A 15,148-nucleotide genomic window follows, 5' to 3' on the forward strand; every position below is an offset into this window, starting at 1 on the left:
GTATCCCGAAAATCTGCCGCTGAAAAGGCACAAGGCCGTCACACGGACGGCCTTGTCGCACTTTGACTGGAGCGGGAAACGAGACTCGAACTCGCGACCTCAACCTTGGCAAGGTTGCGCTCTACCAACTGAGCTATTCCCGCACAAACTCTTCAACTGATCGCCGAGCCCCTGACCCACAGAGATTCTGGAGGCGCGGAGTGGAGTCGAACCACCCTGGACGGATTTGCAATCCGCTGCATAACCGCTTTGCTACCGCGCCGCGGGCTCGACTGGACAACTTCATCAAGATTCTTCGGCCTCTTGAGCCGTTGAAACCGTGACACTGCCGAAATCTGGAGCGGGAAACGAGACTCGAACTCGCGACCTCAACCTTGGCAAGGTTGCGCTCTACCAACTGAGCTATTCCCGCATTTATCTTCGCCGTTCAGCGCCGCAAGTGATTGCGTTCACTGCACTGCATCGAGACCTAAAGTATAGGAGGAAATCGGCGAGGCGCGCAAGCCCCTCGGCCGATTTTCTTGGCTTCAGTGTTTCGTCGCGTCGGTGACTACCGGCGCGGCGCCGTCGGCGGCCGGCTTGGCGTCCTCGACCTTGACCTCTTCCTCCGGCAGCGCAACCGGCGCACGCGTCAGCGCGATCTCGAGGACCTTGTCGATCCACTTGACCGGCACGATCTCGAGCTGGCTCTTGACGTTGTCCGGGATCTCCGCGAGGTCCTTGGCGTTCTCTTCCGGAATCAGCACCGTCTTGATGCCACCGCGGTGGGCCGCCAGCAGCTTCTCCTTCAGGCCGCCGATCTCGGTGACTTCGCCACGCAGCGTGATCTCGCCGGTCATCGCGACATCGGCCCGGACCGGGATGCCCGTCAGTGCCGACACGAACGCCGTCGTCATCGCGGCACCCGCACTCGGTCCGTCCTTGGGCGTCGCGCCGTCGGGGACGTGAATGTGGATGTCGCGCTTCTCGAACAGTTCGTCCTTGATGCCCAGACGCTGGGCGCGGCTGCGCACCACCGTACGGGCCGCCTCGACCGATTCCTTCATCACGTCGCCCAGCGAGCCGGTGCGGATGATCCCGCCCTTGCCTGGCATGACCGTCGCCTCGATCGTCAGCAGATCACCGCCGACCTCGGTCCAGGCAAGCCCGTTGACCTGCCCGACCTGGTCCTGCTTCTCGGCCTGACCGAAGCTGTAGCGACGCACGCCCAGGAAGTCGCCGATGTTGTCGCCGGTCACCTGCACGGTGCCCACGTACTTCTTCAGCGACAGGCCCTTGACGACCTTGCGGCAGATCTTCGAGATCTCGCGTTCCAGCGACCGCACGCCCGCTTCACGGGTGTAGTAGCGGATGATGGCCCGCACCGCGTCCTCGCTGACATCAAGCTCGGCATCGGCCACGCCGTTGTTCTTGCGCTGCTTCGGCAGCAGGTAGCGCTGTGCGATCGAGACCTTCTCGTCCTCGGTGTAACCCGACAGGCGGATCACCTCCATCCGGTCCAGCAGCGCCGGCGGGATGTTCAGCGAGTTCGAGGTCGCCACGAACATCACGTCCGACAGGTCGAAGTCGACCTCGACGTAGTGGTCCGCAAAGGTGTGGTTCTGCTCGGGATCCAGCACCTCCAGCAGCGCTGACGACGGGTCGCCGCGGAAATCCATGCCCAGCTTGTCGATCTCGTCGAGCAGGAACAGCGGATTGCGCACGCCGACCTTGCCCAGGCTCTGCAGCACCTTGCCCGGCATCGAGCCGATGTACGTGCGGCGGTGGCCGCGGATCTCGGCTTCGTCGCGCACGCCGCCCAGCGCCATGCGGACGAACTTGCGGCCGGTCGCGCGTGCCACGCTCTGGCCGAGCGAGGTCTTGCCCACGCCCGGAGGGCCGACGAGGCACAGGATCGGCGCCTTGACCTTGTCGACGCGCTGCTGCACCGCGAGGTATTCGAGGATGCGTTCCTTGACCTTCTCGAGGCCGTAGTGATCCTCGTTGAGCACCTCCTCGGCCAGCGGCAGGTCGTGCTTGACCTTGCTCTTCTTGGCCCAGGGCAGGTTGACCAGCGTGTCGATGTAGTTGCGCACGACCGTGGCCTCGGCCGACATCGGCGACATCAGCTTGAGCTTCTTCAGCTCGGCATCGGCCTTCTTGCGCGCTTCCTTGGGCATGCGCGCGGAGATCACCTTCTTCTCGAGCTCGTCGAGATCGGCACCTTCCTCGCCCTCGCCCAGCTCCTTCTGGATCGCCTTGACCTGCTCGTTGAGGTAGTACTCGCGCTGGCTCTTCTCCATCTGGCGCTTGACGCGGCCACGGATGCGCTTCTCGACCTGCAGGATGTCGACCTCGTGCTCGAGCAGTTCGAGCAGCTTTTCCAGCCGCTTGGAGACCTCGACCAGGTCGAGGATCGCCTGCTTGCTCTCGAGCTTGAGCGGCAGATGCGCGGCGATGGTGTCGGCCAGACGGCCGGCATCGTCGATGCCCGCGATGGAGGTCAGGATCTCCGGCGGGATCTTCTTGTTGAGCTTGACGTACTGGTCGAACTGCTGCGTCACGGCACGGCGCAGCGCCTCGATCTCGGGCGAACCCTGGTCGGGTGGCGGCACCGGCACCAGGTCGGCGGTGAAGAACTCGCCGGCATCGTCGATCGCGGTGGTGTTGGCGCGCTGCAGGCCCTCGACCAGCACCTTCACGGTGCCGTCGGGCAGCTTCAGCATCTGCAGGATGTTGGAGACACAACCCGTCTCGAACATGTCCTCGGGCTTGGGCTCGTCCTTGCCGGCAGCCTTCTGGGCCACCAGCATGATCTGGCGACCGGCTTCCATCGCGGCTTCCAGCGCCTTGATGGACTTCGGACGCCCGACGAACAGCGGGATGACCATGTGCGGGAAGACGACCACATCACGCAGCGGCAGCAGCGGGAGCTTGATGGGGTCGGCGGGGAGGATGGGGTGACCTGACATCAGAACCTCTCTTTCTGCGTTTCCATGTGGGCGCGCAGACATCATTTGCAAGGGCGGCGATCCGACGGTTCATGACCGCCGGATGCACGCCGTTCAGCCCCTCGGGCCGTTCGTTCCGTTCAGGCGCTGGCCTTCTGTTCGCGGTAGACCAGCAGCGGCTTGGCGTTGTCCTGGATCGTCCCTTCGTCGACCACGACCTTGGCCACGCCGTCCAGCGCGGGCAGCTCGAACATCGTGTCGAGCAGCGCCTGCTCGACGATCGAGCGCAGGCCGCGCGCGCCGGTCTTGCGCTTGAGTGCCTTGGTGGCGATCGCGTTGAGCGCCGACGGGCGGATCTCCAGTTCGACGCCATCCATCGAGAACAGGCGCTGGTACTGCTTGACCAATGCGTTCTTGGGCTCGGTGAGGATCTGCACCAGCGCGTCCTCGGTCAGCTCGCCCAGAGTGGCGATGACCGGCAGACGGCCGACCAGCTCGGGGATGATCCCGAACTTGACCAGATCCTCGGGTTCGATCTCGCGGAAGATCTCCGAGACGCTGCGCTCGCTCTTGCTGCGCACCGCGGCACCGAAGCCGATGCCCGACTTCTCGGAGCGATTGGCGATGACCTTTTCCAGACCGTCGAACGCGCCGCCGCAGATGAACAGGATGTTGGTCGTGTCGATCTGCAGGAAATCCTGGTTCGGATGCTTGCGACCGCCCTGCGGCGGGACGCTCGCCATCGTGCCTTCGACCAGCTTCAGCAGCGCCTGCTGCACGCCCTCGCCCGACACGTCGCGGGTGATGGACGGGTTGTCGGCCTTGCGCGAGATCTTGTCGATCTCGTCGATGTAGACGATGCCGCGCTGGGCCCGCTCGACCTCGTAATTGCAGTTCTGCAGCAGCTTCTGGATGATGTTCTCGACGTCCTCGCCGACGTAGCCGGCTTCCGTCAGCGTGGTCGCATCGGCGATCACGAACGGCACGTTGAGCATCCGCGCCAGCGTTTGCGCCAGCAGCGTCTTGCCCGAGCCGGTCGGGCCGATCAGCAGGATGTTGCTCTTGGCGAGCTCGACGTCATCCTTGGGCTTCTCGCCCATGTGCTTCAGGCGCTTGTAGTGGTTGTAGACGGCCACCGACAGCGCGCGCTTGGCGGAGTCCTGGCCGATCACGTACTGGTCGAGCAGATCCTTGATCTCGCTGGGCACCGGCAGTTCGCCGCGCGCAGCCTTGGCGCCGGCCTCGGTCGGCGGCACCTCGTCGCGGATGATCTCGTTGCACAGCTCGATGCACTCGTCGCAGATGAAGACCGACGGACCGGCGATCAGCTTCTTGACCTCGTGCTGACTCTTCCCGCAGAACGAGCAGTACAGGATCTTGTCGCCGGAGGAGCCTTTTTTGTCGGGCATGGAGGACTGCCTAGTGAAGTGCGAATGGATGATAGGACACGGCCGCTTGGGCCCTGGCGACGCCGCGCCGGGCCAGGCCGGCGGCGGCGCCCCGCACTCAGGCGCGCTTGCTGATGACCTGGTCGATCAGGCCGTAAGTCTGCGCCTCGTCGGCCGACATGAAATAGTCGCGCTCGGTGTCGTTCTGGATCTTTTCCAGCGATTGGCCGCTGCGCTCGGCCAGGATCTTGTTGAGCTGCTCGCGCGTCTTCAGGATCTCGCGGGCGTGGATCTCGATGTCGGTCGCCTGACCCTGGGCGCCGCCCAGCGGCTGGTGGATCATGATCTTGGAGTTCGGCAGCGCAAAACGCTTGCCCTTGGCGCCGGCCGTCAGCAGGAAAGCGCCCATGCTGGCCGCCAGGCCCATGCACAGCGTCGAGACCTGCGGCTTGATGAACTGCATCGTGTCGTAGATCGACATGCCGGCGCTGACGCTGCCGCCGGGCGAGTTGATGTACAGCGAGATGTCCTTGTCCGGGTTCTCGCTTTCGAGAAACAGCAGCTGCGCGACGACCAGGTTGGCGGTCTGGTCGTTGACCGGGCCGACCAGGAAGATCACGCGCTCGCGCAGCAGGCGCGAGTAGATGTCGTAGGACCGCTCGCCGCGGCCGGACTGTTCGACGACGATGGGGACCAGGCCCAGATTGTTCGTATCGAGTGCGCTCATGTTTCTGACCCTGAGGCGGCCGCGGCCGCCGGATTGAATGATGGGGAGGCGCGGCACCCCCGCGTGAACGGCGCGGACGTGTCGCCCGGGGTCCCTGATCCCGGGTGGAGGGGCATCATACGATTGCCCGGAGAGGCCCTCGGTCGATCCCAAGCGCCCCGGATGTGACAAGGGGCGCTGTTCGCGCCCCTTGTCATCCAGGCGGACCGGCCGCAGCGCCGCAGGGCACCGCCGGCCGGATCGCGGCGGGCCGTCAGGCGGCGGCGCCCATCAGCTCGTCGAAGGGCAGCGCGACGTCGTTGACCTTGGCCTTGGCCAGGACGAACTCGGTCACGTTGGCCTCGATCACGACGGCCTCGACCTCGCCCAGACGCTGCTGGTCACCGAAGTACCAGCGCACCACTTCCTCGGGGCGCTCGTAGCTCTGGGCCATCTCGTCGACGTGGGCCTTGATCTGCTCCATCGTGGCCGACAGGTTGTTGGCGCGCACGACCTCGGCGATCGTCAGGCCCAGGCGGACGCGGCGCTCGGCCTGCGGCTGGAACATCTCGGTCGGGATCGGGGCCTTGTCGGCGTCCTTGATGCCACGCTGCTTCAGGTCGTTGCGGGCGCTCTCGACCAGGCGGGCCAGTTCGTTGTCGACCAGCGCCTTGGGCAGGTCGAACGAGGCGGCCTTTTCCAGCGCGGCCATCACGGCCTGCTTGTTGCGGGCGGCGACGCGGAACTTGACCTCGCGCTCGAGGTTCTTCTTGATGTCGGCGCGCAGGCCGTCGACCGTGGCGTCGGCGATGCCCAGCGACTCGGCGAAGGCGGCGTCGACTTCCGGCAGCTTCTGCGCCTCGATCTGGGTCAGCGTGACCAGGAAGTCAGCTTCCTTGCCGGCCACGTCCTGGCCGTGGTAGTCCTCGGGGAAGGCCAGCGGGAAGGTCTTGGACTCGCCCGCCTTCATGCCGCGCACGGCCTTCTCGAAGGCTTCGAGCATGCGGCCTTCGCCCAGGATGAACTGGAAGCCTTCGGCCTTGCCGCCCTCGAACGGCTCGCCGTCGATCTTGCCGGCGAAGTCGATGGTGACGCGGTCGTCGTCGGCCGCAGCCTCGCCCTGGGCGCGGATCGCGAAGGTGCGGCGCTGCTTGCGCAGGATTTCCAGCGTGCGGTCGATCGCGACGTCGGTCACCTCGGTCGAGACACGCTCGATCTCCAGCGTCGACAGGTCGTTCAGGACGACTTCCGGATAGACCTCGAAGGTCGCGTCGAAGGACACCTGGCCATCGGCGGCGCCTTCCTTCTCGGTGATGCGCGGCGTGCCGGCGACACGCAGCTGCGCCTCGCTGGCGGCGGTCGCGAAGGCCTGACCGACCTTGTCGTTCATGACCTCGTACTGGACCGAGTAGCCGTAGCGCTGGGCCACGACGTTCATCGGCACCTTGCCCGGGCGGAAGCCGTCGGCCTTGACGGTGCGGGCCAGCTTCTTGAGGCGGGCATCGACTTCCTTGCCGAGTTCCTCGGCGGACAGGGTCAGGGTGATGCGGCGCTCGAGCTTCTCGAGGGTCTCCACGGTAACGGCCATGTCTTGCTGCTCTTTCGGTTGCTTGTTCGTCGGAAAACTGGTGCGCGGAGCCGGACTCGAACCGGCACGCCCGTGAAGGCGTCAGGACCTAAACCTGGTGCGTCTACCCATTTCGCCACCCGCGCGTGTCCTGATTCGGCTGCCGCGGGGTGACCGGCCTGCTGCCACGCCCGGGGCCTCCGGGGCTTCGACGGATGCACGAGGCGCCGTCGCGGGCGGGGCTTTTCCGGGCGTTGCGAGGTGCGCCCCACGGCGAACCGTGAACCCGCGATTCTAGCCGGCGGCGCGGGCCTGCCCGGACGCCGGCTCACGCCGGACGCGGAACCAGGCCGCGTACATCGCCGGCAGCGCCAGCAGCGTCAGGCCGGTCGCGACGATCAGCCCGCCCATGATGGCCACCGCCATCGGGCCCCAGAAGACGCTGCGCGACAGCGGGATCATCGCCAGCACCGCCGCCGCGGCGGTCAGCACGATCGGGCGGAAGCGGCGCACGGCCGACTCGACGATCGCGTCCCAGGCCGGCACGCCACGGGCCCGGTCGGACTCGATCTGGTCGATCAGGATGACCGAGTTGCGCATGATCATCCCCATCAGCGCGATCACGCCCAGCAGCGCCACGAAGCCGAACGGCCGGTTCAGCAGCAGCAGCGCACCGGCCACGCCGGCGATGCCCATCGGGCCGGTCAGGAACACCAGCAGCGAGCGCGAGAAGCTCTGCAGCTGCAGCATCAGCAGCGTGAAGATGATGAACAGCATGATCGGCACGCCGGTGGCGATCGAGCCCTGACCCTTGCTGCTCTCCTCGGCCGCGCCGGCCAAGTGGATGTCGTAGCCCGGCGGCATCTGCGCCTTGAGCTTCATCAGGTCCGGCCACAGCTGGGTCGACACGGTCGGCCCCTGCACGCCCTCGACGACATCGCCCTGGACGGTGATCGCGTACTGGCGCCCTTCGCGCCAGATCACGCCCGGCTCCCAGGCCGGCTGCAGCCGCGCGACCTGCGTCAGCGGCACGGCCCGGCCGCTGCTGGTGGGCACGTAGGCCGACTCGAGATCGCTCAGCGCGTCGCGCTCGGCCTGCGGCTGACGCATCACCACGTCGATCAGCTTGTCGCCCTCGCGGTACTGGCCCACCGTCGTGCCGCTCAGCAGCATGCGGGTGGCCTGGGCGATCGACTGGCTGGTCACGCCCAGCGCACGCGCCTTGTCCTGGTCGATCTCCAGACGCACGGTCCGGATCGACTCGTTCCAGTTGTCGTTGACGCCGCGCATCGACGGGTTGGTGCGCAGCACCGCCTTGGCCTGGTCGGCCCAGTGGCGCAGCGCCGCGATGTCCGGCCCGGTGACGCGGAACTGCACCGGATACGGCACCGGCGGGCCGTTGGGCAGCAGCTTGACGCGGCCGCGCGCCTCGGGGAACTCGGCCGCCAGGATCGCCGGCAGGCGCTTGCGCAGCGCCTCGCGCTCGGTCAGGTCCTTGGGCAGCACGATCGCCTGGCTGACGTTGGTCTGCGGGAAGACCTGGTCGAGCGGCAGATAGAAGCGCGGCACGCCACTGCCGATCCAGGTCGACACGCTGGCCACGCCGGCCTCCTGCGCCATGCGGGCCTCGAAGCGGCGCGCCAGCGCGTCGCTCTGCTGGATCGTCGATCCTTCGGGCAGCCACAGGTCGACCAGGATCTCCGGCCGGCTCGAATCCGGGAAGAACTGCTGCTGGACCCGGCCCATGCCGGCCAGACCCGCGACGAACACCGCGATCGTCAGGCCGATCGTGATCCAGCGGTGCTGCACGCACCAGTTCACCGTGGCGCGGAAGCGCGTATAGAACGGCGTGTCGAACAGCTCGTGCGGCTGGTCCGGGTCGGCGTGCGGCTTGACCTTCAGCAGCCGCGCGCCGAGGTAGGGCACGAAGTAGACCGAGACGATCCACGAGATCAGCAGCGCCGCCGAGGTCACCGCGAAGATCGCGAAGGTGTATTCGCCGACCGTCGACTTGGCCAGCCCGATCGGCAGGAAACCCGCCGCCGTGATCAGCGTGCCGGTCAGCATTGGCTTGGCGGTCGCGTCGTAGGCATAGGTCGCGGCGTAGACGCGGTCGTAGCCCTCCTCCAGCTTGCGCACCATCATCTCGACCGCAATGATCGCGTCGTCGACCAGCAGGCCCAGCGCGATGATCAGCGAGCCCAGCGAGATCTTGTGCAGCCCGACGCCCCAGTAGTACATGGTGACGAAGGTGATCGCCAGCACCACCGGGATCGTGATGCCCACCACCATGCCGGGCCAGATGTCGATGCGCAGCGGCCGCGTGTGCAGGCCCAGGCTGATGAAGCTCACGGCCAGCACGACCACGACGGCCTCGATCAGCACCTTGACGAACTCGCCGACCGAGCGCTGCACGGCATCCGGCTGGTTCTGGATCTGCGACAGCTCGATGCCGGCCGGCAGCTGCTGGCGGATCTCGCCGGCCTTGGCCTGCAGGGCCTTGCCCAGCGCGATGATGTCGCCGCCCTTGCCCATCGACACGCCGATGGCGATGACCTCGCGGCCCTGGTGGCGCACCTTGACGGCCGGCGGGTCGACGGTGCCGCGCCGGATCGTCGCGACATCGCCGAGCTTGAGCGTGCTGGCCACGCCGGTGACCGGGTTGACGGCCCGGATCGACAGGCGCGACAGCTCGTCGACCGAATTGAACTGGCCGCCCACGCGCAGCTGCACGTTCTGGCTGCCGGCGTTGAGCACGCCCGCGCCCTCGACCGCGTTCTGCGCGCCGATCTGCGCGATGACCTGGTTCAGGTCCAGCCCGAGCTGGGCCAGCCGGCGGCCCGACAGCTCGACGAACAGCTTCTCGGGCTGCACGCCGAACAGCTCGACCTTGGCGACCGACGGCACGCGCAGCAGGTCCTCGCGGACCCGGTCGGCGAACTCGCGCAGCTCTTCCGGCGAGAAGCCGTCGGCCGACAGCGCGAAGATCGTCCCGTAGACATCGCCGAAATCGTCGTTGAAGACCGGCCCGATGACCCCGGCGGGCAGCGTCGCGCGCATGTCGCCGATGCGCTTGCGGACCTGGTACCAGACCTGCGGCACCTCGGCCGGGGCCGAGTTGTCCTTGATCTGCACGATCGTCAGCGACTCGCCCGGCTTGGTGTAGCTGCGGATGATGTCGGGGTAAGGCGCCTCCTGCAGCGTCTTCTCGATCTTGTCGGTGACCTGTTCGGCCATCTGCTGCGCGGTCGCGCCGGGCCAGAAGGCCTGCACGACCATGGCGCGGAAGGTGAACGGCGGGTCCTCGTCCTGGCCGAGCAGGAAGTAGGCGTTGAAGCCCAGCACCGTCAGCACGATCAGCAGGTAACGGGTCAGCGCCGGGTGTTCCAGCGCCCAGCGGGAGATGTTGAAGCCGCCGCCGTGTTCACCGCTGCTGGCGGTCGGCGGGGCGACGTCGGCCTGGTGGCCGGGATGGGGCGTGTGCATGGGGTGTCGCTCCGAGGTGCAGGCTCAGCGGGAAGCGGCAGATGCAGCGGCGGCGACCGGTGCGGCGGCCGGCGTGCCCGGGCGCTTCGGGTCGACGTAACGCACCACCTTCTGCCCCGGCGTCAGCACATGCAGGCCGGCGGTGACGATCTCCTGGCCCGGCTGCAGGCCCCCGGTCACGACGACCTGGTTGCCGTCCGGCGTGCCGGTCGTGACCGGCACCGGCTGGACCGCCATCGACGCGCCGTCCAGCACCCAGACGACGCTGCGGCCGCCCGCTTCGGCGACCGCGCTGAGCGGCAGCCGGCGCACGTCCTCGCGGGTCGGCCGGGCCAGGCTGACGGTGGCGGTCTGGCCCAGGCGGACCTCGCCGGCGTCCTTGCCCAGGCTGGCCTTGGCCAGGAAGGTGCGGCCGACCGGATCGGCCGCCGCCGCGACCTCGCGCAGCGTCGCCGCCAGCGGCGTGCCCTCGGCGCCCCACAGCGTCACGCGCAGCGCGCCGGCCTTGCCGAGCAGGCTGCGCAGCCCGCCGACCTGGTCCTCGGGCACCTGGAAGGCGATGTCGCGCGGGCCGTCCTGGGCCAGCCGGACGACCGGCGTGCCGGCGCCCAGCACCGCGCCGGGTTCGGCCTCGACGGCGGTCACGACGCCCGCGACGTCGGCCACCAGCTTGCTGTAGCGCGCCTGGTTGCCTTGGACTGCCGCCTGTGCCCGCGCCTGTTCCAGCGTCGCCTGCGCCGCGCGCAGCGCGTTCTGGCGCCGTTCGAGATCGGCCGCGCTGATGAAGCCCTGCGCGTGCAGGTCCTCGAAACGCTTGAAGTCCGACGCGGCCTGCTCGGCGTTGACCTGCGCGGCGCGCACGGCGGCCTGCGCCGCCTCGGCGCCCAGCCCCAGGTCGGCCACGTCCAGTTCGGCCAGCAGCTGGCCCTTGCGGACCGTCTGGCCCAGCTCGACCGGGCGGCTGGTCAGCTTGCCGGCGACCCGGAAGCCCAGCCGCGACTCGGTGCGCGCCCGCACCTCGGCGGCGTAGAGCGCCTCGCCGGCCGCCGCATCGCGCCCGACCACCATCGTGCGGACCGCGCGCAGCGGTTCGGCCGCCGGTTCCGGCTTCGAACAGGCGGCCAGCAGCAGCACGCCGCAGAGCGCGACCAGCGTCGGCAGGTGACGGGCGAGATCGTGGGCGGAAGCAGGGAAAGGACGGACGCGCATGGGCACCTCGGAGATTCGTGTTCGTTACTGACTGACCGGTCAGTAATGTACGAGTTCGCTTCGGTTCGTGTCAAACGAACGGAACGGCGGCCCACATAATCCGCGCCGCCATGAACCCGTCGCCGCGCCCCGAGCCCATCGCCCACTACGAGAACTTCCCGGTCGCCTCGATCCTGTGCCCGCCGGCGCTGCGCGCGCCGATCGCCGCGATCTACCACGTCGCCCGCACGGCCGACGACCTGGCCGACGAGGGCGACGCGACGCCCGCGCAACGCCTGGCCGACCTGGCCGCCTACCGCACCGAGCTGCGCGCCACCTTCGCCAGCGGCCACCCGCCGGCCGACGCCCGCTGGCCGCGCATCTGGGCCCCGCTGGCCGAACAGGCCCGCCGCCACGCGCTGCCACAGCCTCTGCTGGAAGCCCTGCTCGACGCCTTCGAGCACGACGTGCGAGAACCGCGCCACGCCAGCCGGGCGTCGCTGCTGGCCTATTGCACGAACTCGGCCAACCCCGTCGGCCGGCTGCTGCTGCACCTCTACGGGGTCGACGACGCGGTCGCCCTGCGCCAGTCCGATGCGGTCTGCACCGCCTTGCAGCTGATCAACTTCTGGCAGGACCTGCGCACCGACCTGCCGCGCGGCCGGCGCTACCTGCCGCTGGACGAATGCGCCGCGCACGGCTTCGATCCGGACGCCGATCCCGCCAGCTGGCAGGCCCCCGAGACCCAGGCCCGCGCCGCCGCGCTGCTGGCCGGCCTGACCGGCTGGACCCGCGCGCTGATGGCCGACGGCGCGCCGCTGGTGCACCGCCTGCCCGGCCGCGTCGGCTGGGAACTGCGCCTGGTGGTGCAAGGCGGGCTGTGCGTGCTCGACCAGATCGAGGCCCTCGGCCCGCGTGTGCTGTGGACACGGCCGCGCCTGCACCCGTGGCATGCGCCGCGCATCCTGTGGCGCGCCGCCCGCATGTGAGCGCTGCCGCACCCCGACAATCCCGCCCCATGACGCCCGAACAGTACGTGCAGGAGAAGGCCGCCGCGAGCGGCTCCAGCTTCTACTACGCCTTCCTCTTCCTGCCGCCGCCCCGCCGCGCGGCCATCACCGCCTTCTATGCCTTCTGCCGCGAGGTCGACGACGTCGTCGACGAGGTCCATGACCTCGGCGTCGCGGCGCAGAAGCTGGCCTGGTGGCGCCAGGAGGTGGCGCAGTCCTTCACCGGCCAGCCGCACCACCCGGCGATGAAGGCGCTGATGCCGCATGTCGGCGACTACGACATCCGCGCCGAACACCTGCTGGCGGTGATCGAAGGCTGCGAGATGGACCTGCAGCAGTCGCGCTACCTCGACTACGCCGGCCTGCAGCGCTATTGCCACCTGGTCGCCGGCGTGGTCGGCGAGGTCGCCTCGGGCATCTTCGGCCGGACCGAGGCCGCGACGGTCGCCTATGCCCACCGGCTCGGGCTGGCGTTCCAGCTCACCAACATCATCCGGGACGTCGGCGACGACGCCCGACGCGGTCGCATCTACCTGCCGGTCTCCGAGCTGCAGCAGTTCGACGTCAAGGCGCACGAGGTGCTCAACCGCGTCTACAGCGACCGTTTCACCGCGCTGATGCGCTACCAGGCCGAACGTGCGCAGCGCTGCTACGACGAGGCGCTGGCGCTGCTGCCCGAGGTCGACCGGCGCAGCCAGAAGCCCGGCCTGATGATGGCCAACATCTACCGCACGCTGCTGACCGAGATCGAGGCCGGCGGCTTCCAGGTGCTGCACCAGCGCATCTCGCTGACGCCGGTGCGCAAGCTCTGGATCGCGATGCGGACCAACTGGCGTGGCCGCTGAGGCACCAGCGAACCGGTTGCGCGTCGCCGTCGTCGGCGGCGGCTGGGCAGGCATCGCCGCCGCGGTTGAGGCGACCTCGCGCGGCCATGCCGTCACCCTCATCGAGATGGCGCCGCAACTCGGCGGCCGGGCCCGCAGCCTGGAGGCGGACCCCGGTGCCGCGCCACTCGACAACGGCCAGCACATCCTGATCGGCGCCTACGTCGCCACGCTGGCGCTGATGCGCCGCGTCGGCGTCGACCCAGACGCCGTGCTGCTGCGCATGCCGCTGACGCTGGTCGACGCCCACGGGCAAGGCCTGCGGCTGGGTCGCGGTCCCGTGCTGCTGGCCTTCACGCGGGCGGTCTGGGCGATGGGCCACTGGCGCTGGCGCGAACGGCTCGCTCTGTCGAACGCGGCGCTGGCCTGGCTGCTGAAGGGCTTCCGCTGCGACGACGGCTGGACCGTCGCGCGCCTGACCCGGTCCTTGCCCGAACGCGTGCGACACGAGTTCATCGACCCGCTGTGTGTCGCCGCCCTCAACACCCCCGCCCGCGACGCCAGCGCCCGCGTCTTCCTGCGTGTGCTGCACGACGCGCTGTTCAGCGGCCCCGGCGCCAGCGACCTGCTGGTGCCGCGCCGCCCGCTGGCCGAACTGCTGCCCGCACCGGCCGCCGACTGGCTGACGCGGCACGGCGCACAGCTGCGGCTCGGTCGACGGGCTCAGTCACTGAGCCACCGCCCGGATGGCCGCAGCGGCTGGTCCGTCGACGGCGAACCCTTCGACCAGGTCGTGCTGGCCTGCAGCGCCCGCGAGGCCGCCCGCCTGACCGCCACGATCTCGCCCGAGTGGTCGCGGCGCGCCAGTGCCTTCAGCTACGAGCCCATCGTCACCGCCTACGTCCAGGCCAATGGTGCCCGGCTGGCCGCGCCGATGGTCGCCCTGCCGGAAGGCCCGATGGCACCGGCCCAGTTCGCCTTCGACCACGGCGCACTCGGCGCCGAACCCGGCCGCTTCGCCTACGTGGTCAGCGGCGCCGCCGCCTGGGTCGAACGTGGTCTGGACGCCACCGGCGAGGCCGCCCTCACCCAGGCCCGCGCGACGCTGCGCGGCATCGCGCCCGGGCAGGTCCGCCTGCTGAAGGTGGTGGCCGAAAAACGCGCCACCTTCCTCTGCCTGCCGGGCCTGCAACGCCCGCCGCAACACATCGCCCCCGCCCTGACCGCCGCCGGCGACCACATCGAAGGCCCCTACCCCGCCACGCTCGAAGGCGCGGTGCGATCGGGCTTGGCGGCGGTCGAGGCCCTGCTCGAACCCCCGCAACGACAAAGCCGGCCCTGAGGCCGGCTTTGCGGGTGCAGCGTGCGGGGCGCAGGGCGCCCCGGCGTGCCGATCGATCAGGCGAAGTTGGCTTCGGCGAACGACCAGTTGACGAGGTTGTTCAGGAAGGTCTCGACGAACTTCGGACGCGCGTTGCGGTAGTCGATGTAGTAGGCGTGTTCCCACACGTCGATCGTCAGCAGGGCCTTGTCGGCGGTGGTCAGCGGGGTGCCGGCGGCGCCCATGTTGACGATGTCGACGCTGCCATCGGCCTTCTTGACCAGCCAGGTCCAGCCCGAACCGAAGTTGCCGACGGCGCTCTTGGTGAAGGCTTCCTTGAAGGCCGCGTAGCTGCCCCACTTGGCATTGATCGCCGCGGCCAGCGCGCCGCTCGGCTCGCCGCCGCCGTTGGGCTTCAGGCAGTTCCAGAAGAAGGTGTGGTTCCAGATCTGGGCGGAGTTGTTGTAGATGCCGCCGCTGGACTTGCGCACGATGTCTTCGAGCGACAGGTTCTCGAACTCGGTGCCCGGGATCAGGTTGTTCAGGTTGGTGACGTAGGCCTGATGGTGCTTGCCGTGGTGGTATTCGAAGGTTTCCTTCGACAGGTGGGGCGCGAGCGCGTCGATGGCGAACGGCAGGGCGGGCAGCGTGTGTTGCATGGTCGTGTCCTCTGGGTGTGGTGTCGTGAACCGGGTCGTCGGCGCGGGGTGCAGGGCCTGGGAGGCCCG

Annotated in this window: 10 protein-coding genes and 4 tRNA genes; 3 read left to right on the forward strand and 11 right to left on the reverse strand. The window is 68.8% G+C overall.

Going from position 1 to position 15,148, the window contains the following annotated elements; all coding sequences use genetic code 11:
* Positions 1-67: 67 nt before the first annotated feature.
* The 10 genes from ACWA7K_RS10220 to ACWA7K_RS10265 form a co-directional block, all read right to left on the reverse strand.
* Positions 68-143: transfer RNA gene (locus tag ACWA7K_RS10220), tRNA-Gly, on the reverse strand.
* Between the two features lie 45 nt (positions 144-188).
* Positions 189-262: transfer RNA gene (locus ACWA7K_RS10225), tRNA-Cys, on the reverse strand.
* Positions 263-336: 74 nt separating this feature from the next.
* Positions 337-412, reverse strand: a tRNA-Gly gene (locus tag ACWA7K_RS10230).
* A gap of 115 nt (positions 413-527) precedes the next feature.
* A complete protein-coding gene (lon, locus tag ACWA7K_RS10235) occupies positions 528-2,951 on the reverse strand; it encodes an endopeptidase La (protein WP_456168179.1) in 2,424 nt (807 codons plus the stop codon).
* A gap of 119 nt (positions 2,952-3,070) precedes the next feature.
* Positions 3,071-4,339, reverse strand: a complete 1,269-nt coding sequence (clpX, locus tag ACWA7K_RS10240) for an ATP-dependent Clp protease ATP-binding subunit ClpX (RefSeq protein WP_456168181.1) — start codon at positions 4,337-4,339, stop codon at positions 3,071-3,073.
* A gap of 97 nt (positions 4,340-4,436) precedes the next feature.
* A complete protein-coding gene (clpP, locus tag ACWA7K_RS10245; protein ID WP_305747810.1) occupies positions 4,437-5,045 on the reverse strand; it encodes an ATP-dependent Clp endopeptidase proteolytic subunit ClpP in 609 nt (202 codons plus the stop codon).
* A 253-nt stretch (positions 5,046-5,298) separates the two neighbouring features.
* Positions 5,299-6,612, reverse strand: a complete 1,314-nt coding sequence (gene tig, locus ACWA7K_RS10250) for a trigger factor (RefSeq protein WP_456168184.1) — start codon at positions 6,610-6,612, stop codon at positions 5,299-5,301.
* 38 nt (positions 6,613-6,650) lie between these two features.
* Positions 6,651-6,737 (reverse strand) — tRNA-Leu (locus tag ACWA7K_RS10255).
* A 148-nt stretch (positions 6,738-6,885) separates the two neighbouring features.
* Entirely contained in the window at positions 6,886-10,077 is a 3,192-nt protein-coding gene (locus tag ACWA7K_RS10260; protein ID WP_456168186.1) for an efflux RND transporter permease subunit, read from the reverse strand.
* 24 nt (positions 10,078-10,101) lie between these two features.
* Complete coding sequence (locus tag ACWA7K_RS10265; RefSeq protein ID WP_456168188.1) at positions 10,102-11,286, reverse strand: efflux RND transporter periplasmic adaptor subunit; 1,185 nt, start codon at positions 11,284-11,286, stop codon at positions 10,102-10,104.
* Between the two features lie 110 nt (positions 11,287-11,396).
* Here ACWA7K_RS10265 and hpnC point away from each other — a divergent pair, with 110 nt between their 5' ends.
* The 3 genes from hpnC to hpnE are packed head-to-tail and all read left to right on the forward strand — an operon-like array spanning position 11,397 to position 14,441.
* Positions 11,397-12,254 (forward strand): squalene synthase HpnC, encoded by an 858-nt coding sequence (gene hpnC, locus ACWA7K_RS10270; protein ID WP_456168190.1) that lies wholly within the window; start codon positions 11,397-11,399, stop codon positions 12,252-12,254.
* A 29-nt stretch (positions 12,255-12,283) separates the two neighbouring features.
* Positions 12,284-13,120 carry a presqualene diphosphate synthase HpnD gene (hpnD, locus tag ACWA7K_RS10275; RefSeq protein ID WP_456168192.1) on the forward strand — a complete coding sequence of 279 codons (837 nt, stop codon included), beginning with the start codon at positions 12,284-12,286 and terminating at the stop codon, positions 13,118-13,120.
* Positions 13,121-13,136: 16 nt separating this feature from the next.
* On the forward strand, positions 13,137-14,441 hold the full coding sequence (gene hpnE / locus ACWA7K_RS10280; RefSeq protein WP_456168194.1) for a hydroxysqualene dehydroxylase HpnE: 1,305 nt from the start codon (positions 13,137-13,139) through the stop codon (positions 14,439-14,441).
* Positions 14,442-14,497: 56 nt separating this feature from the next.
* On the opposite strand, the gene ACWA7K_RS10285 is transcribed toward hpnE, so the two are convergent.
* On the reverse strand, positions 14,498-15,079 hold the full coding sequence (locus ACWA7K_RS10285; RefSeq protein WP_456168196.1) for a superoxide dismutase: 582 nt from the start codon (positions 15,077-15,079) through the stop codon (positions 14,498-14,500).
* Between the last annotated feature and the right edge of the window lie 69 nt (positions 15,080-15,148).

The organism is Leptothrix mechoopdaensis (SeqCode), assembly GCF_053893855.1.